This is a genomic window from Brevibacterium limosum, assembly GCF_011617705.1.
GTDB classification, from domain to species: domain Bacteria; phylum Actinomycetota; class Actinomycetes; order Actinomycetales; family Brevibacteriaceae; genus Brevibacterium; species Brevibacterium limosum.
On the sequence record NZ_CP050154.1, the window covers coordinates 4093940 to 4116630 of the forward strand.

Sequence of the window (22691 nt, forward strand, 5' to 3'; positions counted from 1 at the left end):
GAACATGGACAACACTCGACCGCGCATGCGCTGGTGGGGCTGGGGCGAGGACGGCAACGACGGCCCCGTCAAGCCCGGCGCGAAGAAGATCCTCAGCAGGCACTGCGGCTGGCCGGCCGGGGTCGATCACCCGCCGGTGGCACTCGAGGACGTCTCGCTGCCCGAATCGACGCTCACCGATGAGGTGCGCACCCGCCTCACCGAGACCGTGGGCGAGGACTTCGTCCGCGACGATCGTGCCGTCCGCGTCTCCCATGCGGCCGGCCGCAGCCTGCCCGACCTCATCCGCCTGCGCAGCGGAGCGCTCACCCACGCTCCCGATGCGGTGGTCTACCCCGCGTCCGACGCCGAGGTGGACGCCCTGCTGACCGTGTGCAGCGAAGAATCCGTTGCGGTCGTTCCGTTCGGCGGCGGCACGAGCGTCGTCGGCGGCATCACCGCCGCCCGTGCGCAGTTCTCGGCATGCGTGAGCATCAGCCTGGCCCGCCTCGACAAGATCGTCGACATCGACGAAGAATCGCTGACGGCCACGGTCCAAGCCGGCGTCTTCGGACCCGATCTGGAGGAGGCGCTGCAGGCTCGCGGCTTCACGCTCGCCCACTACCCCCAGTCCTTCGAATTCAGCACCGTCGGCGGCTGGGTCGCTACCCGATCTGCCGGTCAGCAGTCGACCGGATACGGACGCATCGACGAGAACGTGTACGGCCTGCGCTGTTCGACTCCGTGCGGTCCGATCGAGCTGCGGACCACCCCAGCCACCGCGGCCGGCCCGAATCCGCGCCAGCTGTTCGTCGGCTCCGAGGGGACGCTGGGCATCATCACCGAGGTGACGCTGCGCATCCGCCGCACACCGCAGTCGAGCCTGGCCGACTCCTGGTTCTTCCCCGATTTCGCTTCGGGAACCGCGGCGCTGCGTGACATGGAGCAGTCGGGACTCCGCCTTGACATCGCGCGGCTCTCGGATGTCAACGAGACCGCGTTCGGGCTCTCTCAGCTCGGCAGCGAACTGCAGCGCAAGGGCATCCTCGCCTATCTGCGCGCTCGCGGAGTCTCGACTCCCTGCCTGCTCGTCGTCCGCTTCGACGGACGCCCGACCGAGAATCGCTCACGCCGCTCCGAGGCCCGCTCGATCGCCCGGAAGCACAAGGGCGCCAACCTCGGCGCGGCTCCGGAGACGACGTGGGAGAAGCACCGCTTCTCGACCCCGTACCTGCGCGATCAGCTGCTGCAGGAGGGGATGATCGTCGAGACGTTGGAGACCTCGGCACCATGGTCGACGGTCGAACAGCTCCACGACACGATCAGCGCCGCCGTCGAGAAAGCCCTGGCCGATCGCGGGACACCCGCGTTCGTGCTCTGCCACGTCTCGCACCTCTACGCCTCGGGATGTTCGCTGTACTACACGATCTTCGCCGAGCAGCAGCCCGGTGCGGAGATCGCCCAGTGGAAGGCGCTGAAGTCCGCGGCCGGCGACGCCATCGTCGCAGGCGGCGGCACGATCACCCACCACCACGCCGTGGGCACCGACCACGCCCCCTGGATGACAGCAGAGACCGGTGGGCTGTGGCTGCGGATGCTGCGGGCGGCCAAGGCCGAGGTCGACCCCGCAGGCATCATGAATCCGGACAAGCTCATGAACGGACCTGCAAGGCTGTGAGCGGCGACCCCGAAGACAAGGACTCCACGGTCAGGGGATCCGCAGGCCCGACCGCCGATCGCTCGACCGTGCCCGTGATCCTCAATCCCACCGCACGCAGAGGCGCCGTGCTCAAGCGCATCGATCCGCTGGTCGAGGCCTTTGCCGCCCATGGTCTCGAGGCGCGGCTCGTGAGGAGCACGAGCGAGGAGCATGCGAAGGAGCTCGCCGCCGGATTCGCCGCAGATGGCGCACGGGTCGTGGGCGCACTCGGCGGTGACGGGATGGCGCGTTCGGTCGCGGCCGGCCTCGTGGATACGGAGACGTCTCTGGGCGTCATCGCCGGCGGTCGCGGCAACGACCTCATCGGCAAGCTCGGCATCCCCAAGGGCACCGAGGGGGCCGTGGCGAACATCGCCGCCGGCCGCGATCAGATCATCGATGTCCTCGACCTCGACGGGAAGGTCAGTCTCAGCAATGTCTGCCTCGGCCTCGACTCAACCGTCCAGCGCCACGCGAACTCGGCCAAGTACGTCAAGGGACAGTGGGTGTACCTGTATGGGGTCCTCCGGGCGATCCTGCCGCCGAAGAGCATCGAGCTCGAGCTGACCGTCGACGGCAAGCGCGTCGATTTCCGGGGCCTGACCGCAGGCTTCGCGAACTCGGGTCGCTACGGGGGCGGGCTCAAGCTCTCCCCCGAGGCGGAGCTCGACGACGGGCTCATCGACGTCGTCCTGCTCAAGGACGCGTTCCTGCCCAGACTCGCTGTCGAGCTCGTCGCGTTCATGTCGGGCAGGCACGACCGTCACCCGCATATCCACTTCGGCCATGCTCGCGAGATCCGCATCGATACCCCGGCCGGCGCAACTCCGGTCGCCATCGTCGCCGATGGCGACGAGATCGGCCAGACCCCGGCCACCGTGACGATTCGTCCGTCGTCACTGAAGGTCCGCGTCCCCCGCCAGTGAGGATGTCCCGCCGGTGACACGACTGAGCGCCCACGGGTCGACGCTCAATCCTTGGCCCTCAGTGGTGCCTGGCCCTCAGTTTTCGTCGACCCTCAGTACTCCTTGGCCACGAGCGTGAGCACATCGTAGTTCGCGACGGGTTCGTCGTTCTGGTTCACGACCTGGGCGTCCCAGCGGACCTCACCGTATTCGTCGGTCTCTCGCGGGGTGATGCGCTTGGCGGTGAGCGTGACCTTGAGCTTGTCGCCCGGGGAGACGGGCGTGATGAAGGTGAGCCCCTCGAGGCCGTAGTTCGCGAGCACCGGGCCCGGGTCCGGCTGGACGAAGAGTCCGGCGGCGAAGGACACGATGAGGTAGCCGTGCGCCACGCGCCCCGGGAAGAACGGGTTCGCGGCGGCCGCCTCTTCGTTCATATGAGCGTAGAAGGTGTCGCCGGTGAAGTTCGCGAAGTGCTCGATGTCGTCGAGCGTGACTTCCCGCCACTCCGAATCGAGGGTGTCGCCGAGGCGCAGATCGGCCAGCGACTTCGTGAACGGATGCTCGCCGAGGCGGCGCTGCGAACCGTTGACCCATTCCCCTCCGATCGCGGTGAGCATATCCGGGGAGGCCTGGATCGCGGTGCGCTGCATGAAGTGTTCGACGCCGCGCAGTCCGCCCATCTCCTCGCCGCCGCCGGCCCGACCGGGGCCGCCGTGGATGAGATTCGGCAGGGGCGAACCGTGACCGGTCGACTCTTCGGCATCGTCGCGGTCGAGGACGAGGACCCGGCCATGCCACGGAGCGATCCTGCGGACGAATTCGGTGGCGAAATCGCGATCGTGGGTGACGACGGAGCCGACCAGGGAGCCGCGGCCACGGGCGGCCAGGCGGACGGCCTCCTCGGTGTCTGAATAGGTGATGATCGAGGTCACGGGACCGAAGGCCTCGATGTCGTGGACGCCGTCGGCCCAGGCGTCATCGGCCTGGAGGACGGTGCCTGCGACATAGGCCCCGCCGTGCTCGGCGGCCAGCCGATCCGACTCCTCACGTCCGCCGGCGAGCAGGTGCGCTCCCCCGGCGATGATCCGGTCGACCGCGTCGAGGACGTCGGTGCGCTGCTTGTCGGAGACGACGGGGCCCAGGCGGGTGGACTTCTCGCGCGGATCGCCCACGCCTTGGGTGGCGAGCTTGGCGATGATGGCCTCAGCAACCGCCTCGGCGTGGGCCTCAGGGACGAAGGTGCGGCGGATCGCGGTGCACTTCTGTCCGGCCTTGACGGTCATCTCGGCGACGACGCCGGAGACGAAGAGGTCGAATTCTTGCGTGCCGGGTGCGGCGTCGGGGCCGAGCAGGGAGAAGTTGAGCGAATCCGCCTCGGCGAAGAAGCGCGTGCCGCGCTGGGTCACGCAGTCGAGTCCGGAGAGGTGGCGGGCGGTGTTCGCGGAGCCGGTGAAGGCGATCGCGTCCTGTTCGGCGAGGTGGTCGAACAGCGGGGTGACATCACCGCTGATCAGCTGGATCGCACCGGCGGGGAGCAGGCCGGACTCGATCATATCCGCGACGACGGCGCGGGTCAGGTGGGCGGTGTCCGTGGCGGGCTTGACGACGACGGGGATGCCGGCGACGAACATCGGCCCGAACTTCTCGAGCATGCCCCAGACGGGGAAGTTGAAGGCGTTGATCTGCAGCGCCAGGCCCTGCCGGGAGGTGAGGATGTGGCGGCCGACGAAGGTGCCGTTCTTCGACAGGCGCTCGACCCCGCCGTCGAGGTGGACGGTCGAGTTCGGCATCTGACGGCGGGCGACGCCGGAGTAGGTGAAGAGGGTGCCGATGCCGCCCTCGATGTCGACGAAGGCGTCGCGCTTCGTGGTGCCGGTGGAGAACGAGATCTCGTGGTAGCTCTTCGTGCGCTCCATGAGGTAGGTCGCGAGCTTCTTGAGGATCACACCGCGCTGGTGGAAGGTCAGCTTCTGCAGCGCCTCGATGCCGGTCGTCCGGGCGTGGTCGGCGACGGCGGCGAAGTCGATTCCGGCCGAGCTCACCGAGTGCAGGAGCTCTCCGGTGCCGGCGTCGCGGACGGGTCGGGCGGACTCGGTCGCCCCGGGCGTGTGCCAGGATCCGGCCACATAGGAACTGAGGATTTCGGTCATGCTTTGCTCTCCCTGGTGAAACGACGTCTCCCGGTCCACGGCGGCCGCTGTCGGCACCGCTGCCGATTCCTAGAAATATACTAACCAATCGGTCGGTAATTGTCATAGGGTGCCGTCAGGACGCATGGGGGCCGCCACAGGGTGAGCGCAGCATCGTATGACCGACACAGCGTGAGCGCGGCATAGGGCGAGGTCACCCGCCACGCAGCGAGATCGGTCAGAGGCGGTCGAGCAGCTCTCGCTCGGCGTCGGGATGGATCTCTCCCGTGTCCTTGTCCACCACCGGCTCGATACGGCCCTGCTGCTCCCACTGGGCGGCGATGACGCCGAGTTCGGCCTCGATGGCCTTTCGGCTGGCCCCGAAGTGCGCGGTGTCGGAGATCTCAGCCATGGCTGTCCTCCGTCGGGTCGTCAGTCGAGTCGCCGGAGATCTTCGACTTCATCTCATCGCCGACTCTCTTCGATTTCTCGCCGGCGCTCTTCAGCGCCTGCTCGGCTTTGTCCTGCACGACCGGAGCCTTCTCTCTGACTGTGTCCTCGACGTCGGACACGCGGTCTTGGACCTTGGGGTCGCTCCACAGATCCTGCGCATATCCCTTCAGCTTTTCGTAGCTCTGTCGGCCGGCTCGGGAGCCGAGGACGAACCCCACTCCGATTCCTGCCGCCAGTAGAAGTCTGCCTTTCATCATGCCCCTCTCTCTGCTGTTCCGGCCACGATAACGGCACCGGGCAACGGCGCGGAACCGGGCCGCTGACTCACCGATGACCGCCGCGAACGGGCGCAGCCTGCGGTGAGGGATCGCCTCCGGCCCTCATGCAGGTGACATCGGCCAGCATCTGCAATATAGTCAGAGGCAATTACTGACCAAGCAGTCAGCCGTGACGGGCGGCCACTCGTCACGCGCCCCACCGGCGGCACCGGCGATCACTCAGAGTCGAGGACCACCGCCGCCGGCAACGGCACCAGGCAATGTCGCCCAGCAACCGAAAGATCCTGTCATGTCCACCACAGCCCCCGGCCCGACCGAATCACAGCCGACCGAGCCCCATTCGATCACCCGCGAAGAGCGCAAGGTCCTCGCCGGCACCCTCGTCGGCACCACCATCGAGTGGTACGACTTCTTCATCTACGCCCAGGCCGCCGGCCTCGTCCTCTCCGCCCAGTACTTCGGCCCGCTGGCCTCGGACAATCCGGCGCTCGGGCAGATCATGGCGTGGGCGTCCCTGGGCATCTCGTTCCTCTTCCGGCCGTTGGGCGCGATCATCGCCGGCCACCTCGGCGACCGCATCGGGCGGAAGAAGATGCTCGTGCTCACGCTCATCCTCATGGGGGCCGCGACCTCGCTCATCGGTCTGCTGCCGAACTACGCGATAATCGGAATCGGCGCTCCGATCCTGCTCACTCTGCTGCGGATCCTCCAGGGATTCTCCGCCGGAGGCGAATGGGGCGGAGCGGCACTCCTGTCCGTCGAGCACGCCCCGATCTCCAAGCGCGGCATCTTCGGTGCCTACCCGCAGATCGGCGTGCCGGTCGGGATGATTCTGGCCACCGGCGTGATCTGGGTCCTCACCACCGTGCTCACCCCCGAACAGTTCGCGAGCTTCGGCTGGCGCATTCCGTTCCTCTTCTCCGTCGTCCTCGTCCTCGTCGGCTACTACATCCGCCGCCAGGTCGAAGAGAGCCCGGTCTTCGCCGAGCTCGCCGAACGCAAGGCCGAGTCCTCGGCCCCGCTGGGCACCCTGTTCAAGAAGAACACGAAGGAAGTCGTCCTCTCCGCGCTCATCTTCATCGGCAACAACGCCGTGGGCTACATGATCATCGCGTTCTTCGCTGCCTACGCCTCCCGCCCGCTGGCCGAGGGCGGATCCGTCGGCCTCGACCGGGCACCCGTGCTGCTGGCGACGACGCTGGCGAGCTTCGGCTGGCTGGTCTTCACGATGTGGGGCGGCGCGCTCTCGGACAAGCTCGGACGCGTGCGCACCTTCCAGATCGGCTACATCCTGCTCATCGTGTGGCTCATCCCGACGTTCCTCATGATCGACATGGCCAACATCTGGATGTACGGCATCGGCATCTTCGTCCTCACCGTCGGCATGGGCCTGTCCTATGGCCCGATGTCGGCGATGTATGCGGAGATGTTCCCCGCCCAGGTCCGCTACTCGGGTGTGTCGATCGGCTACGCGCTCGGCGCGATCCTCGGCGGTGCCTTCGCTCCGACCATCGCCGAGACCCTGCTCGCCGAGACCGGTTCGTCCATCTCGATCGCGATCTACATGATCATCGTGTGCATCATCTCGCTCATCGGCGTCAGCCTCGTCAAGGAGACGAAGGGCGTCGACCTCGGCCTGACCAAGCACCACTGAGGCCGAGCTCGGCCCCCGGCTCTTCTCCTGCCACCTGATTTCCTGGTCGATCCGAATTTCCTGGTCGATCCGAGGCGATTTCCGCGCCTGAATCACCTTGGAACGACCAGACAATCCGCCGAGGAGACGAGACCCCTCAGCAGCTCTCGCATAGGGTGATGACATGACTGAGCTGACGTATCCCGACATCGAAGCCGCCGCAGCCCGGATCGCCGGACGAGTCCGACCGGTCACCGTGGCGTCCGCGCAGCCCGGGAACCTCGCCGAGGCGGCCTCCCCCACCGCGGCTGCGTGGAGTTCCGGCCCTGCCGAGGACCCGAGCGCATCCGGCCTGCTCTTCGCCCTCGAGTTCATGCAGTACACGGGCACTTTCAAGGCCCGTGGTGCGCAGAACTTCATCCGGGCCCATCTCGAGGAGGGCACCTTCCCCGAGGCGGGAGTGACGATCGCCTCGGGCGGGAACGCGGGGCTCGCCTGCGCCTGGGCGGCCCGTGCCGCCGGTGTGCCCGCGACCGTCTTCCTCCCCGCGAATGCGCCGGAGGTCAAGGTCGATCGTCTGCGCTCCTACGGCGCCGAGGTGGTGCTGACGGGCAGCGAGTACGCCGAGGCGGCCGCGGCCTGCCGTGACTTCGTCGACTCCTCGGGGGCGTTGGCTTCGCACGCCTACGACCATCCGCTCATCGCCGCCGGCGCGGGCACGCTGATGACCGAGATTCTCACGCAGGTGCCCGATCTCGACACGGTCGTCGTCTCCGTCGGAGGCGGCGGACTGTTCGCCGGAGTCGCGACAGCCGCGACTTATCACGGGGTGCGCACGGTGGCGGTCGAACCGGAGAACTGTCGCGCGCTGGATGCCGCACTGGAAGCGGGCGAGCCGGTCGACGTCACGGTCGATTCGGTGGCGGCGGATTCGCTCGGTGCCCGTCGGGCCACACCGCTGGCACTGGACGCGGCACGGTCGGATCTGGTCACCTCGGTGCTGGTCAGCGATGAGGCGATCATCGGCGCCCGGCAGCATCTGTGGGATGATCACCGGCTGGCGGTCGAACATGCGGCGGCCACAGCTCTGGCGGGGATCAGCGGCGCCGACGAGTCGAAGACGACCGGCGGCTATGTTCCGGCTGCGGGAGAGAAGGTGTGCGTCGTCCTCTGCGGGGCGAACACCGGCCTCGGCGATCTCTGACGCAGGCGGTCAGCGCGTTCGGTCGCGGTCCTTCGACTTGAGGGAGGCCTTGATGAGGCCGAAGATCGCGAGCGCCACGACGACGGTGATGATGGCCTTGACGAGGAACCAGGCGATGGAGAACGCGACGTTGACCACCCACCACGCGATGATGACGGCGATGATCGCGCCGATGATGCTCCACACGGTACTCATCTTCATGCCTCAAGCCTAGGCCCGAGTCCACGGCGGTGCAATGCGCGCGGTGATCGTCCCAGACGATCTTCAGCCGACGGACGCGACAGACGCACTGGTCGTACGGACCGCGCGGGCGGACCAGCGGCGGTCGGCGAAACCCACCTCGATCGGATGGTCGAAGGTGGCGGAGACCTGCTCCGAGGTGAGCACCTCGGCGATGGGACCTGCGGCTGTCAGACGCCCGTCGGAGATGAGCGCGGCGTGCGTGGTGGTCTCCGGGATCTCCTCGAGATGGTGGGTGACCAGCAGCGTCGACAGCTCCGGCGAGCGCAGCGACAGGGCGTCGATGGTCTCGAGCAGCTGTTCGCGGGCGGCGACGTCAAGGCCGGTGGTCGGTTCGTCGAAGAGCAGCAGCTGCGGGTCGGCGATGAGCGACCGGGCGACGAGGGCACGTCCCCGCTCCCCCTGTGACAGCACCTTCCACCCGGCGTCGGCACGCGACGTCAGACCCACCTCGGCGATCTGAGCATCGGCCTTCGCCACCTCGTCCGATTCGGGCTCCCACCGCATGGGACGTTCGACGGTGCCGGTCAGCCCCGTGAGGACGACTTCGCGCACGCTGAGGTTCGAGCGCAGCGGATGTCGCGGGTTGACGTGTCCGATGAGCCGGCGCAGGGCCGCGAGTTCGACCCGGCCCATCCGAGAACCGAGGATGTCGACGGTGCCCGAGGTCGGGAACACCTGCGCCGAGGCGAAGCTCAGCAGCGTGGACTTCCCCGCCCCGTTCGGCCCGATGAGCACCCAGTGCTCGCCGGCGTCGATGCGCAGGTCGATGCCGTGGAGGATCTGCGTGTGCCCACGCCGGAATGTCACGTCAGCGATGTCGAGGACGGTCTCGGCCACGTCTCACTCACCCTTCCGAACCGGATCCCGGCTGCAGGCGCCACGGTGTTCGGCTCTCAGATCGATGGCCCCATCGTCCGGTGGGGCCGATCCGATTCTAGGACCCACTTCGCCGAGGCGGCTGCCGGGTCGAGAGACCGGCGTTCCATATCCTGGATCGCGAGAGCGAGCCGGTGCCGGGTTCCAGTCAGTGAAGACTCGGACGGTAGATGAGCTCCTGGATATTCCCGTCCAGCAACGTCGATTCGAGGAGGTCGAGGTCGAAGTCCGCGGCACCGGCGAAGACCGGCTGGGACCCTGTCCGACCTGTGATAACAGGGTAGACGGTGACTTGGACACGGTCCACGAGTCCGGCGGCCATGAGCGTTCTGTTCGTCGACAGGGATCCGTGGGAGCGGATCGGCACGTCCGATTCCTCCTTGAGCGCGGCGACCACGTCGACGGCGTCTCCGCGGGCAATGACGGCGTCGGGCCAGGCGAGCGGCTCGGTCAGGGTCGTCGAGATGACTGTGGTCGGGCTCCGGCGCACGGCGGTAACCCATGGGTCGAGCACATCGGGGAACTCGTCGGCGGCAGCAAGCATAGCGGCGAATTCGCGGAAGGTGGTCGCGCCGTGGACCACGCGAGAGTCGTCGTTGTATGCCTGCAGACGATGGTCGAGCAGTTCGGGACCTTGTTTGCCCCAGTAGCCTCCCCAGTCGCCCTCGGGGATGATCGAGGCGAAACCGTCGAGGCTCATGAAGACGTCGAAGGTGTAGGTCGCGGACATGGTCGCTCCTCACTGAGCAGGCTGCCGAGCATGGCGCGGCCCGATGCCGCGATGGGATTCCGCTCGGGGCGATGCCTCCAGTGTGCGCCCCGGCGTCGCCGGGGACCAGATCCGCACACGATTGAAGCGCGCATCGATCTCCGAAACCGCAGGGAAGATCTCCGTGCCGGCCGCCGCCGGTTCCGGTGTCGGCACAGGCCATAATGGAGGCATGCACAACGGCGCCGATTCGAATGAGGACCTCCGCGAGGAATATCGCATCAAGATGCGCGGTCGGCTTCTGCGCCGGTCCGCTTCGTTCAATGTCGCCCATGCCGTCGACAGCCTCGAACCGGGCACCGGCGCGCAGAGCATCCAACGTGCGCTGACGCTGCTCAACCTCGTCGGTCTCATCGCCGGGGAACGTCGCGAAGGCGCGAGCCTGTCCGAGCTGGCCTCGATCAGCGGACGCCCGAAGGCCAGCGTCCACCGCATGCTCCAGGCGCTCATCGCCATGGGCTACGTCGAACGACTCGAAGAGGGCGGATATCGGCTGGGCGTGCAGTCCCAGATCCTCGGGCAGCTCGCCCAGAAATCGGTGGACCCCCTGGTCACGGAGTCCGAGTCGAGCCTGCTGCGCCTGGCCGAGCTCAGCCAGGACACCGTGTTCCTCACCCTGCGCACGGGCAGCTATTCGATCTGCGCCCGCCGCGAGGAGGGCTTCGGCGAGATCTTCAACAACGCCCTGTCCGTGGGCGACCGCCATCCGCTGGGCATCGGAGCCGGATCCTTGGCGATCCTCTCCGAGCTCTCCCCCGCCGAGGTGGACGCCCAGTTCGAGGCCAACACCGAGATCCTGGCCGAACGGTATCCGAAGGTCTCGGTCCCGCACCTTCGCGACATCATCGATCAGGCCCGCATCGACGGCTTCGTCCACAATCCCGGGCTCTTCGCCAAGGGGTCGTGGGCCGTGGCGGTGCCGCTGCGCATCCGCGGCTCCCGCCCGCGTGCGGCCCTGTCGATCGCCTCGATCGCCGACCGCGTCACCGGCCCACGGGTCGAACGCCTCGTCGCGCTGCTGCGTCGGGAGGCGAAGGCCATCGCCGAGGCGCTGAGTTCGCAGACCGATCCCATCCCGGACTCCGGGGACCTCTGACCTGACCTCAGCACCGGTGCAGTGCACGACCTCGGGTAGCGTGAAGGGCATGCCAGAGACTTCCGACTCCCCTACCGTGTCCATGACGATCACCGAGCTGCGGGACCTGTGCATCGCAGCGATCACCGCGGCTGGCGGGTCACCCGCACTGGCACAGTCCTTGGCCGCCGCAACCGTCGCGGCCGAACGACGGGGCAAGACGCAGGTCGGAACCGCACACCTCCTCGACTACCTCGACGGCCTCGAGGCCGGCCGCATCAACGGGCAGGCGCAGCCGAAGGTGACGAACCGATTGCCAGCAGCACACCACGTCGACGCCGATCGGGGTACCGCGCAGCTGGCCTTCAACGCAGCCTTCGAGAGCTTCGCCTCGTCTGCCGCGACGCTCGGGATCTCCGTCCTCAACATCGCCAACGCCTTCACTGCCGGGGAGCTCGGCTACTTTACGACGCGGCTTGCCGAACGAGGCCTGGTGGCGTTTGCAGGGGCCAACTCACCGGCGTTGATGTCGCTGTTCGGCGCACCGGGTTCGGCAACCGGAACGAACCCCTTCTCATTCGCCGTTCCCCATGTCGAGGGCCCGCGGATGTTCGACCAGGCGACCAGTGCGACCGCGTGGGTCAACGTCCGCGACGCCGCCGATCGACGCGAGACGATCCCCGCCGGATGGGCGCTCGCACCCGACGGGGCGGCCACGAACAATGCCGAGGCTGCCCTCGCCGGTTCCCTGCTGCCATTCGGCGGGGTCAAGGGCAGCAATGTCGCGCTCATGATCGAACTCCTTGCCGTCCACGGCGGCGGCCGCTTCTCCGTCGACGCTCCCGCCTTCGACTCGGGGCAGGAGAGCCCGGGCACGGGGCTGTTCGTCATCGCGATCGCGGCAGATGCCTTCGACCCTGGCTATTCGCAGCGGGTCGCCGAGCATCTTGACCGTCTCCATGCACGGTTCGGCTTCGACTTCGGCCGCAAACGCAGCCTCGAAGTCATCGACCTACCCCGCGAACTGCACTCGGAACTCGTCAACCGCAGCTGAGCCGCCGAGGGTGGCCAGTGCTGCCTTGATCCTCTCCCTGGCGTCGGGATCGGTGTCGGCCAGGGGCCGCCTCGGCGAGCCGACGGGGACGCCGCGCAGCTCGAGCCCGGTCTTGACGGCTTGGATGAACGGTTCGGAGATCATCGCGTCGATGACCGGGTAGAGCCGCTTCCACTCCTCACGGGCACCGTTGAGGTCACCGTCGGCGATCAGTTTCGACACCGACACGATCTCGGCAGGGAGGGCGTTCGCTGCTCCCGCGACCATTCCGGCCGTACCTTCGACGAGACCGGAGTAGATAAAGCTGTCCCAGCCGATGAAGGTGGAGATGACGTCGCTGTGGTGGTGGATGAGCTTGAGCGCCTGCTCCCAGTTCGCGCTCGAGTCCTTGATGTAGCGGATGTTCGCCACGTCCTCGGTGAGCCGCTCCGCCGGTCCGGAAAACAATCGGTCCGACGAATATAGGTCAGGCCGGGTGTTGCACTAGAAGATAGAAACCGCCGCAGGAAAACTATCCGATCACGACCCATGTTTGCTGGAACGTCTCCAAAAGTGACCACTAGTCGCCGGCCCGGTCCCCAGCCCTGAGCGGACTGTCCTCGACGGTCGACCCTCAGGCCCCGAGCCCGGCGCGGATACGGCGGACGGCGTCATCGAAGGACTCTTCGGTCACCTCGGCGGCGACCCCAGGGTCACCGGCGTCGACGGCGTCCATGAGTCGGCGTTGGTGCTTGAGCAGCGGCGTCTTGGCATCGGCCGCGATCTCCCGCCTGGCACCGACGAGTTTGTACGCCCGGCAGCGCAGCCACAGGGTCCGGATCGTCTCGACGAGGACGGGATTGCCCGAGGCGGAGTAGATCGTCGCAAGCAGCTCTTCGTCGTGGTCGAGATACTCCGAGGCATCGCCGGAGTCGAGAGCCGCCTCCATCGCCGCGAACTCCTCATCGAGCCGCGCCCGGCCCGCCTCATCGAGCTTCTGCGCACCCTGGACCGTCGCGTCGACCTCGAGGATGCGACGCACCGAATAGATCTGCAGCAGCTCTTCGGCGGTGAATTCCTTGACCACTGCCCCGCGGTGCGGGCTGGTCTCGACGAGTCCGACCTCCTCGAGCCGGGCCAGCGACTCCCGCACGGGCATGACGCTCGTACCCAGGGACGCCGCGAGCTGGCGGATCCGCAGTCGATCTCCGCTGCGATATTCGCCGGAGAGGATGCTCGCCTGCAGAGCCTCGAACACCTGGTCGCCGATGCGGGGTCCGATCTCGGTCTGGGTCTCGCTCATATTCGACAGTCTATCCACGCCAAGTTTGCCGCGCAGCGGACTCGAGAGGCGTCAGCGCAGGACGACGGTCCTCTTGCCCGAGAGGAACACGCGGCCGTCGCAGTGCCATTTCACGGCATTGGACAGGGCTTTGCATTCGGCGTCGCGACCGGCGGCGACGAGGTCTTCGGGACCGAAGGAATGGTCGACTTCCACGAGCTGCTGGGCGATGATCGGACCTTCGTCGAGTTCGCTGTTGACGAAGTGCGCGGTCGCCCCGACGGTCTTGACTCCGCGCTCCCACGCCTGGTGGTAGGGCTTCGCACCCTTGAAGGACGGCAGGAACGAGTGGTGGATGTTGATGGCGCGGCCCGTGAGCTCACGGGCGAGGTCGTCGGAGAGGATCTGCATATAACGGGCGAGGACGACGAGGTCGACCTCGAAGCGGTCGACGAGTTCGAGCAGCTTCGCTTCGGCCTCGGGCTTCGTCTCCTTCGTCACGGGGATCCGGAAGAAGGGGATGTGATGCCATTCGACGAGCTCCCGATGGTCGGGGTGGTTCGACACGACGGCCGCGATCTCGATCGGCAGCTCGCCGACGCGGGCCCGGAAGAGCAGATCGTTGAGGCAGTGCTCGAACTTCGAGACCATGATGAGCACCCGCCGCTTCTCCCCCTGCGGCCACAGCTGCCAGGTCGCTCCGAACTCCTCTCCGATCGCCTCGAAGTCGGTCCGCAGCGCCTCTATCCCGTTGCCGGGCTCCGCCGAGACGCTGAAATCGATGCGCAGGAACAGGCGCTCGGTGTACTGGTCGTCGAACTGCTTGAGTTCCTTGATGTCGCCGCCGTGGGTGAGCAGGGCGCCGGTCACCGAGTGGAGGATGCCGGGACGCTCGTCGCATTCGAGGGTGAAGATGAAATCCTGCATGTGCTTGTCTTCCTGTTCGGTCGTGCCAGATCTGGGGTAGTCCAGCAGCTGGGGTGGTGCAGCAGCTGGTGTGGTGCGAAATCAGGGGCGGTGTCCGACACGGACCGGCTGCGGCGGTGCACCGAGGCCGGCCCGTGATCTCGTGCTGTTCAGCACTCGATGACGTTGACGGCGAGGCCGCCGCGCGATGTCTCCTTGTACTTCGATTTCATATCGGCTCCAGTCTGCCGCATGGTCTCGATCGCCTGGTCGAGGCTCACCCGATGCGAGCCGTCGCCGTGCATCGCCAGCCGGGCCGCGTTGATCGCCTTCACCGAGGCTATGGCATTGCGTTCGATGCAGGGCACCTGCACGAGCCCGCCGACCGGGTCGCACGTGAGCCCGAGGTTGTGCTCGAGACCGATCTCCGCGGCGTTCTCGACCTGCTCCGGTGTGCCGCCGAGGACGGCGCACAATCCTGCGGCAGCCATCGCACACGCGGATCCGACTTCTCCCTGACAGCCCACCTCGGCGCCGGAGATCGATGCATTGCGCTTGAAGAGGATCCCGATCGCCCCGGCCGTGAGCAGGAACGTCACGACGGCATCGTCGGAATCCTCCGTCTCGACGACGAACCGGTCCATGTAATGGAGCACCGCCGGAATGATGCCCGCGGCCCCGTTCGTCGGGGCGGTGACGATGCGTCCGCCCGAGGCGTTCTCCTCATTGACGGCCAGCGCGTAGAGGTTGACCCATTCGAGGGCGTCGAGCGACCCCGATGCCTGGTAGTCCGCTGCTTCGAGCTTCTCCCGCAGTTCAGGGGCACGCCTGCGCACCTTGAGCCCGCCGGGCAGCGTCGTCTCCTCACGCGTGCACCCGTTGTGCACGCATTCGCGCATCACCGCCCAGATCGCCAACAGCTTCTCCCGCAGCTGAGCATCGGTGTGAGCAGCGCGTTCGTTGACGGCCATGAGCTCGGCGATGCTCAGCCCGTGCTCACGGCAGCGGGCGAGGAGCTCATCGGCCGTGGCGAACTCGATCGCCTGACCCGTCTCCCCCTCGGTGGCGCCCTGCTGGCCGGCCGACTCGGCGGCCTCGATCGCCTCGGCGGCGTCGTTCTCGGCAGCGAGCTCCTCGGCGGTGACGACGAATCCCCCGCCGACCGAGTAGTACTCGCGCTCGATGACCTCATCGTCGACCTCGGCACGGATGACCATCCCATTGGGATGGCCGGGCAGGCTCTTCCGCAGGTGGAGGACGAGATCCGTCTCCGCTTCGAATTCGATGACCAGACGCCCGCCGAGGTGGAGCTTGCGTTGCGTCTTGACCTCCTCGACCAGCGGGCCCACCTGGTCGGGGTCGAGCGTCTCGGGATCGAAACCGCTTAAGCCCACGAGCACCGCCGAGTCCGAACCGTGCCCGATTCCGGTCGCGGCCAGCGAACCGTAGAGTCCGACGCGGACCCGGCGGACCCGGTGCAGGATCCCCTGCCCGTTGAGTTCGTCGACGAATCGGAGTGCGGCCCGCATCGGCCCCACCGTGTGGGAGGAGGAGGGGCCGATGCCGATCGAGAAGAGATCGAGGACCCCGAGTGCCATCAGCCGACGTCCTCTTCGCGCGCCGAGGCACGGCCGGCATCGCCCGCCCCGACCTCGGCACTCTCGCCGTCGTCGAGGAACTCGGCCATTCCGTCGAGCAGCCAGCGGACGGTGAAGTCCGCGAAGCTCGCTCGCGGGTAGACACGGTATTCGAGCACCGAGGAGTGGTGGAGGATGACCGGGACGGGGCCCAGCGCAGTGACGATCGCGGTGCCGACGCCGAAGGCGCGCGGGTGAAGGTCGGCGCGGCAGCTCTTCTCGAGCACTTCCCGGGCCTTCGAGCCCGAAAGCTGGAGGATCGTGCGGTTGGCGGAGAGATCGACCGCCTGTCCGGGCAGTCCTTCGAGACCCGCCTCGGCGACGAGAGTCTCCCCTGGCTGCTGCTGGCGGGAGACGTCGACGGCGAGGAACTCATCGGGGCTCAGCCACAGGATGTGCAGTCCTGCACCATCGCCGGTGACCTCACCGACCCGACGCGGCAGCGGCAGGCCGAAGACGTCTTCGAGCGCCCGCCCAGAGGCCGAATCCGGCTCTGCCCGCAGACCGAGCTGGACGGAGAACGGCAGCTCGCGCAGAGCGACCCGGCGCCCGCCGGCGGCACTCGCATCGGTCATCGCCTCGGCCAGATGCGCGGCCGGGGAGACCCGGAGGTCTTCGAGGGATTCGAGGGTGACCAGGGTGTCAGTAGAGTAGGTGGTGTCAGCCATCGCGGCGGTTCCCTTCCGGATCGTAGAAGACAGGTGAGGTGATCTCGACGTCGACCACGGTGTCCCCGAGCGGGGACTGGACGACCTCACCAGTCCGGTTGCGGCCGTTCTCGACGAGCGCGAGCCCGATGGGCCGGTCGAGGCTGGGTGAGATGTAGGACGAGGTGACGTGGCCGATCATCGGCACCGGTCCCTCCTCGGGAGTGACGGGGGTGCCCGAGGTGATGAGCTGGGCGCCTTCGGCCAGTCGCGTGGTCCCGTCGACCGGCAGCACTCCCACGAGATGCTTGCGGTCCTCCCTGACGTTGTCGGCCCGTGTGTAGGAGCGCTTGCCGATGAAGTCCTTGAGCTTCGAGACGATCCACTCCATACCCGCATCCTGCGGGGTCACGGTGCCGTCGGTGTCTTGACCGACGATGATGAAGCCCTTCTCGGCACGCAGCACGTGCATGACTTCGGTCCCGTACGGGGTGATGTCGTACTCGGCACCTGCCTCGGCGACGGCCTCCCAGACAGTCAGCCCGTAGAACGTGTCGACGTTGATCTCGAAGGCGAGCTCGCCGGAGAAGGAGATCCGGCAGATCCGTGCGGGGATGCCGTTCGCCAACGTGGTCTCTCGGAAGCCCATGAACTCGAAGGCCTCGTTCGACACGTCGAGGTTCGGAGCGAGCTTCGCGATGACGTCCCGTGACCGGGGACCGGCCACGGCGACGGTCGACCACTGTTCGGTCACCGAGGTGAAGACGACGTCGAGTTCGGGCCATTCGGTCTGGTGCCATTCCTCGAGCCATTCGAGGACGGTCGCCGCGCCGCCGGTCGTCGTCGTCATGTAGTAGCGGTCCTCGGCCACCCGCAGGGTCACGCCGTCGTCGAAGATCATTCCGTCGGGCTTGCACATCAGTCCGTAGCGGCCCTTGCCGACCTTGAGCTTCTTGAAGCCGTTCGTGTAGATCTGGCCGAGGAATTCCCCGGCGTCCTTCCCGCGGATCTCGATCTTGCCGAGCGTCGAGGCGTCCTGGAAGCCGACGGATTCGCGCACGGCCTTGCCCTCGCGCAGCACCGCCGCCTCCATGTCCTCACCCGGCTTCGGGTAGTACCAGGGGCGCTTCCACTGCCCGACGTCTTCGAACTCGGCACCGTGGGCGACGTGCCAGGGGTGGATCGAGGTGACCCGCGCCGGGTCGAAGAGTTCACCCTTGCGCCGTCCGGCCAGTGCCGCGAAGGGCACCGGGGCGAAGGGGGCGCGGAAGGTCGTGTGCCCAACCTGTCCGAGGTCGTCGGCCTCCCCCAGCACCGAGGCGATCGCGCCGATCGCGTTGACTGCTGAGGTCTTGCCCTGATCGTTCGCCGTCGAGATCGAGGTGTAGCGCTTGATGTGCTCGACCGAGCGCATGCCCGCGCCCATCGCCCGCTGCACATCGGCGACGGTCTGGTCACGTTGGAAGTCGATGAAGTGCGTGGTCAGCGCGTCGTGGTCATCCTCGGCCGAGGTGACCAGCCACAGCGGACGGGCCGGGGCATAGGCCATCGGGAAGGCCGCGGGGACGGCGAGGGCGGCGGGGAACCCGGTCCGGTTCGCTGCGGCATTGCCCGCCTCGGCACCCTGACGCAATGCCGATTCGAGCGAGTAGTCTCCGGTGACGGAGCCTGCCGTGAACTGGTCACGCACGGGCGTCGTCGGCACGAAGGCCGCGATGTCGCCGTTCCAGTGGATCTTGCCCTTGCGCTGACCGTGCAGGTGGATGACCGGCGAGTGTCCGCCGGAGACGGCAAGCAGGTCGACGGCGATCTCTTCGCTCTCACCTGCGGCAACGCCGTCATCGTCGAGTCCGGCGACGGTGATCGCGCTGATCCGTCCGGCGGGCCCCTCACCGGCGGTGTCGGTGACGGCCGAGCCGAGGATGAGACGGGTGCCCGTGGCTTCGGTGACGGCTTCTGCCACCGCCGAGGCGGTCGGGCGGGAGTCGATGATCGCGGGGACGGTGATGCCTGCCGCGTGGAGGTCGGCCACGAGATCGTAGGCGGAGTCGTTCGTCGTCGCCACGGTCACGTTCTGCCCTGCGGCGACGCCAAAGCGGCCGAGGTAGGTGCGCACGGCCGAGGCCAGCATGATGCCCGGGCGGTCGTTGTCGGCGAAGACGATCGGACGGTCGTGGGCGCCGGTGGCGAGCACGACCTGGCCGGCGCGGATGTGCCAGACTCTCTGGCGCACTCCGCGGCCACCGGCCGCGGCGACGGCTTCGGTGCGGTCTTCGAGGGCAACGAAGAAGTTCGAGTCGTAGCTGCCGAAGACCGTGGTGTTCTTCACGTACGTGAGTTCTTCGTGCTCGGCGAAACCGGCGACGGTGGCCTCGGCCCAGGCGGTGGCGTCCTGTCCGTCGATGGTCTCGGCCGTGGCCGGTCCCGCGGCGAGCAGGGAGCCGCCGGGCAGGGACTGGTCGTCAAGGAGGAGGGTGCGCGCACCGGACTTGCCGGCCTCCCGTGCGGCGGCGAGTCCGGCGGGCCCGGCGCCGACGATGAGGACGTCGGTGTGCACGTGCTCGTGTTCGTAGGTCAGTTCGTCCTGGCCGGGATCGAGGATCCCGAGCCCGGCGAGGTAGTCGGCCTCGAGTCCTTCGGCGATGGCCACGCGTGTGGCGGGCAGCATCGACTCGGAGACGTCTCCGGAGTACCGGGAATGCACGCGGACGAGCGCATTGGACTCCTCGACGCCGGCGCCGAGGATGCCGCGGGCCCGACCCAGATAGGTCGAGTTTCCGCAGTCGATGCGGCCCGCGGCGATGAGGGCACTGGCGATCGTGTCACCGGCGAAGCCCGAGTAGGTCTGTCCGTCGACGGTGAAGTCGATCGGTCGGGTGGTGTCGATGCCGGTGGCAGAGGGCAGTCGAGAAGCGGAGTGCAGACGGGTGGTGTTCGTCATCGAACCTCTCCTTGCGTGTCGGGACGGGGCGAGCCGATCGGGTAGATCGCGGTGAAGTCGTAGGTGGCGGTGTCGCGGACGGCGTTGAACCACTTCCGGCAGCCGGCGCTGTGGCTCCACATCTCGGCAAAGGCACCGCGACTGTTCTCACGGTAGAAGAGGTACTCGCCCCATTCCCTGTCGGTCAGGGCGTACGGGTCTTCGGGGTAGGGAACGTGCGCCTGTCCGCCGTAGTGGAATTCGGTTTCGTCCCTCGGCCCGCAGTTCGGGCAGTGGATGAGCAGCATGTCGGTCCTTTCAGTCCGGTGCGTCGACTCGCTCAGTGCGCCACGGCGGCGGCGCCGTGTTCGTCGATGAGGTGGCCGGTTTCGAAGCGGTCGAGGGCGAACGGGGCGTTGAGCGGGTGGGGTTCGTCGTTCGCGATGGTGTGGGCGTAGGTGAAGCCCGCCGCAGGGGTTCCTTTGAAGCCGCCGGTGCCCCAGCCGCAGTTGGCGTAGAGTCCCTCGACTTCGGTCTTCGACACGATCGGTGAGGCGTCGAGGGTGACGTCGACGTTGCCGCCCCAGGTGCGCAGCACATGAGCGCGGGCGAAGATCGGGAAGAGCTCGACCGCCGCGGCCAGCTGCTCCTCGATGACGTGGAAGCCGCCTCGTTGACCGTAGCCGTTGTACGAGTCGACGCCGGCGCCCATGACGAGTTCGCCCTTGTGCGCCTGGGAGACGTAGACGTGGACGTGGTTGGACATGACCACGGTCGGGTGCACGGGTTCGAAGAGTTCGGAGACCAACGCCTGCAGCGGGTGGGTCTGGATCGGCAGACGGATCCCGGCCATGTCGGCGAGCACCGAGGAGTCGCCGGCCACGGCCAGGGCGACCTTCTCGGTGGCGATCGGTCCGCGGTTCGTCTGCACGCCGACGACCTTGTCGCCGATGCGATCGATGCCGGTGACCTCGCAGTTCTGGATGATGTCGACACCCATCTCATCGGCCTTGCGGGCGAAGGCCCAGGCCACGTGGTCGTGCTTGGCGATGCCGGCGCGCGGCTGATAGGTCCCGCCCATCACGGGGTAACGGAGGTCGTCGCCGATGTTGATGATCGGGCAGACTTCCTTGACCTGCTTGGGATCGAGCCATTCGGCGTCGACGCCGTTGAGCCTGTTCGCATTCACACGGCGCTGGGATTCGCGCACGTCCTGGAGAGTGTGGGCGAGGTTGAGCACGCCGCGCTGGGAGAAGAGGAAGTCGTAGTCGAGTTCGGCCGGCAGCTGCTCCCAGAGCTTGAGCGACTTCTCATAGATCGCGGCGGACTCGTCCCACAGGTAGTTCGAGCGGATGATCGTCGTGTTCCGGGCCATATTGCCCCCGGCGAGCCAACCCCTCTCAAGAATGGCGATGTTCGTCATTCCGTGGTTCTTCGCCAGATAGTAGGCGGTGGCGAGTCCGTGTCCGCCGCCGCCGACGATGACGGCTTCGTAGGACTTCTTCGGCTCCGGATTGCGCCACAGGAAGTCGGGGTGTTCGGGAAGCTGGTCAGCCATCAGCGTGCTCCGATCTCGGTGAGGGTGGGGTACAGGGGGTGGTCGTTCGCGAGTCGGGTGACCCGTTCGCTCAGCTCTGCGATGGCCTCCGGGCTCGCGCCGTTCTCGTCCGTGCCGGCCTTGAGCACCTCGGCGATGATGTCGGCTGCTTCAGCGAATGCTTCGCTGCCGAATCCGCGGCTGGCGAGCGCCGGTGTGCCGATCCGCAGACCGGAGGTGACCATCGGCGGCCTGGGGTCGTCGGGCACGGCGTTGCGGTTGACGGTGATGCCGATCTGGGCGAGCAGATCTTCCGCCTGGGCTCCGTCGAGGGTCGAGTTGCGCAGATCGACGAGGACGAGGTGGACGTCGGTGCCGCCGGTGAGGACGGAGATTCCGCGTTCGGCGACATCGTCTTCGGTCAGGCGGCGGGCGAGTTCGCCGGCCCCGGCCAGGGTCCGCTTCTGCTTGTCGACGAAGGCGTCGGTGGCGGCCAGACCGAAGGCCACCGCCTTGCCTGCGATGACGTGTTCGAGGGGTCCGCCCTGTTGACCGGGGAAGACGGCGGAATTGATCTTCTTCGCGATGTCCGCGTCATTGGTGAGGATGATGCCGCCTCGGGGGCCGCCGAGGGTCTTGTGCGTCGTCGAGGACACGACGTGGGCGTGCGGGACCGGTGAGGGGTGGAGTCCGGCGGCGACGAGTCCGGCGAAGTGGGCCATGTCGACCATGAGGTAGGCACCGACCGAGTCGGCGATGCGACGGAACTCGGCGAAGTCGAGCTGCCGGGTGTAGGCCGACCAGCCGCCGACGATGAGCTTCGGCTGGTGCTCGTGGGCGAGGCGTTCGACCTCGGCCATGTCGACGCGTCCCGTTTCGGCGTCGAGGCCGTAGGGGACGATCGAGTAGAGGCGGCCGGAGAAGTTGATCTTCATTCCGTGGGTGAGGTGGCCGCCGTGGGCGAGATTGAGTCCGAGGACGGTGTCCCCGGGACGGATGAGGGCGTGCATGACCGAGGCGTTGGCCTGGGCTCCGGAGTGCGGCTGGACGTTCGCGTACGCGGCTCCGAAGAGTGCCTTGACGCGGTCGATGGCGATGCCTTCGATCTCGTCGACGTGTTCGCAGCCGCCGTAGTAGCGGCGGCCGGGGTACCCCTCGGCGTACTTGTTCGTGAGCACCGACCCTTGAGCTTCCATGACGGCCGAGGCGGTGTGGTTCTCCGAGGCGATCATCTCCAGTCCCTCGCGCTGCCGGGCCAGTTCGGCGTCGATGAATCCGGCGATCTGCGGATCGAGTTCAGCGATCGAGGTGCTCAGTTCGACGGGTTCACGACTGGGGAAGGCTTCGGTCGTGCCGGCTTCGGCGGGGTTTGCGAGTTGCTCTGTCATGGATCTCCTTTGACCTGTCGCAATCAGCTGTCCTCAACTGATCAGCAACTAATATATCAGATGCGTTCCTGTAGTGTAGGCAGAGAAATCCAGTCGAC

Annotated in this window: 21 protein-coding genes; 6 read left to right on the forward strand and 15 right to left on the reverse strand. The window is 67.3% G+C overall.

Going from position 1 to position 22691, the window contains the following annotated elements; all coding sequences use genetic code 11:
• Positions 1-4: 4 nt before the first annotated feature.
• Both GUY37_RS18275 and GUY37_RS18280 read left to right on the forward strand, forming a co-directional pair.
• The gene (locus GUY37_RS18275) at positions 5-1657 is read left to right on the forward strand and encodes an FAD-binding oxidoreductase (protein WP_166828715.1); all 1653 of its coding nucleotides are present in this window, start codon (positions 5-7) and stop codon (positions 1655-1657) included.
• Positions 1654-2604, forward strand: a complete 951-nt coding sequence (locus GUY37_RS18280) for a diacylglycerol/lipid kinase family protein (RefSeq protein WP_166828718.1) — start codon at positions 1654-1656, stop codon at positions 2602-2604. Before GUY37_RS18275 ends, GUY37_RS18280 begins: the two co-directional genes overlap by 4 nt.
• Positions 2605-2696: 92 nt before the next feature.
• On the opposite strand, the gene paaZ is transcribed toward GUY37_RS18280, so the two are convergent.
• The 3 genes from paaZ to GUY37_RS18295 all read right to left on the reverse strand — a co-directional run bounded on the left by paaZ (position 2697) and on the right by GUY37_RS18295 (position 5422).
• Positions 2697-4733 carry a phenylacetic acid degradation bifunctional protein PaaZ gene (paaZ, locus tag GUY37_RS18285; protein WP_166828721.1) on the reverse strand — a complete coding sequence of 679 codons (2037 nt, stop codon included), beginning with the start codon at positions 4731-4733 and terminating at the stop codon, positions 2697-2699.
• 217 nt (positions 4734-4950) lie between these two features.
• Positions 4951-5124 (reverse strand): hypothetical protein, encoded by a 174-nt coding sequence (locus GUY37_RS18290; protein ID WP_166828723.1) that lies wholly within the window; start codon positions 5122-5124, stop codon positions 4951-4953.
• On the reverse strand, positions 5117-5422 hold the full coding sequence (locus tag GUY37_RS18295; RefSeq protein ID WP_166828726.1) for a YtxH domain-containing protein: 306 nt from the start codon (positions 5420-5422) through the stop codon (positions 5117-5119). The genes GUY37_RS18290 and GUY37_RS18295 overlap by 8 nt, the downstream gene beginning before the upstream one ends.
• A gap of 310 nt (positions 5423-5732) precedes the next feature.
• On the opposite strand from GUY37_RS18295, the gene GUY37_RS18300 reads away from it, so the two are divergent.
• Positions 5733-7097 carry an MFS transporter gene (locus GUY37_RS18300; protein WP_166828729.1) on the forward strand — a complete coding sequence of 455 codons (1365 nt, stop codon included), beginning with the start codon at positions 5733-5735 and terminating at the stop codon, positions 7095-7097.
• Between the two features lie 163 nt (positions 7098-7260).
• Positions 7261-8280 (forward strand): threonine/serine dehydratase, encoded by a 1020-nt coding sequence (locus GUY37_RS18305; RefSeq protein ID WP_166828732.1) that lies wholly within the window; start codon positions 7261-7263, stop codon positions 8278-8280.
• 9 nt (positions 8281-8289) lie between these two features.
• Here GUY37_RS18305 and GUY37_RS18310 read toward each other — a convergent pair whose 3' ends face one another.
• The 3 genes from GUY37_RS18310 to GUY37_RS18320 all read right to left on the reverse strand — a co-directional run bounded on the left by GUY37_RS18310 (position 8290) and on the right by GUY37_RS18320 (position 10129).
• Positions 8290-8481 (reverse strand): hypothetical protein, encoded by a 192-nt coding sequence (locus GUY37_RS18310; RefSeq protein WP_062860502.1) that lies wholly within the window; start codon positions 8479-8481, stop codon positions 8290-8292.
• A 63-nt stretch (positions 8482-8544) separates the two neighbouring features.
• Positions 8545-9360: an ABC transporter ATP-binding protein gene (locus tag GUY37_RS18315; RefSeq protein ID WP_166828735.1), complete on the reverse strand. Its 816-nt coding sequence runs from the start codon at positions 9358-9360 to the stop codon at positions 8545-8547.
• Positions 9361-9547: 187 nt separating this feature from the next.
• On the reverse strand, positions 9548-10129 hold the full coding sequence (locus GUY37_RS18320) for a dihydrofolate reductase family protein (protein WP_166828737.1): 582 nt from the start codon (positions 10127-10129) through the stop codon (positions 9548-9550).
• Between the two features lie 43 nt (positions 10130-10172).
• Here GUY37_RS18320 and GUY37_RS18325 point away from each other — a divergent pair, with 43 nt between their 5' ends.
• Together GUY37_RS18325 and GUY37_RS18330 are read left to right on the forward strand one after the other, a co-directional pair.
• The gene (locus GUY37_RS18325; protein ID WP_228278249.1) at positions 10173-11264 is read left to right on the forward strand and encodes an IclR family transcriptional regulator; all 1092 of its coding nucleotides are present in this window, start codon (positions 10173-10175) and stop codon (positions 11262-11264) included.
• A gap of 49 nt (positions 11265-11313) precedes the next feature.
• Positions 11314-12297 (forward strand): Ldh family oxidoreductase, encoded by a 984-nt coding sequence (locus GUY37_RS18330; RefSeq protein ID WP_166828740.1) that lies wholly within the window; start codon positions 11314-11316, stop codon positions 12295-12297.
• Here the strand turns inward: GUY37_RS18330 and GUY37_RS18335 are convergent.
• The 9 genes from GUY37_RS18335 to glyA all read right to left on the reverse strand — a co-directional run bounded on the left by GUY37_RS18335 (position 12256) and on the right by glyA (position 22593).
• Entirely contained in the window at positions 12256-12744 is a 489-nt protein-coding gene (locus tag GUY37_RS18335; RefSeq protein WP_166828743.1) for a dihydrodipicolinate synthase family protein, read from the reverse strand. The two genes, GUY37_RS18330 and GUY37_RS18335, sit on opposite strands and share 42 nt — an antisense overlap.
• 166 nt (positions 12745-12910) lie before the next feature.
• Entirely contained in the window at positions 12911-13579 is a 669-nt protein-coding gene (locus GUY37_RS18340) for a GntR family transcriptional regulator (RefSeq protein ID WP_166828746.1), read from the reverse strand.
• 51 nt (positions 13580-13630) lie between these two features.
• Positions 13631-14485, reverse strand: coding sequence for a formyltetrahydrofolate deformylase (purU, locus tag GUY37_RS18345; protein ID WP_166828750.1), 855 nt, complete (start codon positions 14483-14485; stop codon positions 13631-13633).
• Positions 14486-14634: 149 nt separating this feature from the next.
• A complete protein-coding gene (locus GUY37_RS18350; protein ID WP_166828754.1) occupies positions 14635-16062 on the reverse strand; it encodes an L-serine ammonia-lyase in 1428 nt (475 codons plus the stop codon).
• Complete coding sequence (locus GUY37_RS18355; RefSeq protein WP_166828757.1) at positions 16062-16769, reverse strand: sarcosine oxidase subunit gamma; 708 nt, start codon at positions 16767-16769, stop codon at positions 16062-16064. Before GUY37_RS18355 ends, GUY37_RS18350 begins: the two co-directional genes overlap by 1 nt.
• Entirely contained in the window at positions 16762-19689 is a 2928-nt protein-coding gene (locus GUY37_RS18360; protein WP_166828760.1) for a 2Fe-2S iron-sulfur cluster-binding protein, read from the reverse strand. Before GUY37_RS18360 ends, GUY37_RS18355 begins: the two co-directional genes overlap by 8 nt.
• On the reverse strand, positions 19686-19976 hold the full coding sequence (locus tag GUY37_RS18365) for a sarcosine oxidase subunit delta (protein WP_152346091.1): 291 nt from the start codon (positions 19974-19976) through the stop codon (positions 19686-19688). Before GUY37_RS18365 ends, GUY37_RS18360 begins: the two co-directional genes overlap by 4 nt.
• 32 nt (positions 19977-20008) lie before the next feature.
• Entirely contained in the window at positions 20009-21226 is a 1218-nt protein-coding gene (locus GUY37_RS18370; RefSeq protein WP_166828763.1) for a sarcosine oxidase subunit beta family protein, read from the reverse strand.
• Positions 21226-22593 carry a serine hydroxymethyltransferase gene (gene glyA, locus GUY37_RS18375; RefSeq protein ID WP_166828766.1) on the reverse strand — a complete coding sequence of 456 codons (1368 nt, stop codon included), beginning with the start codon at positions 22591-22593 and terminating at the stop codon, positions 21226-21228. Before glyA ends, GUY37_RS18370 begins: the two co-directional genes overlap by 1 nt.
• Positions 22594-22691: the final 98 nt, after the last annotated feature.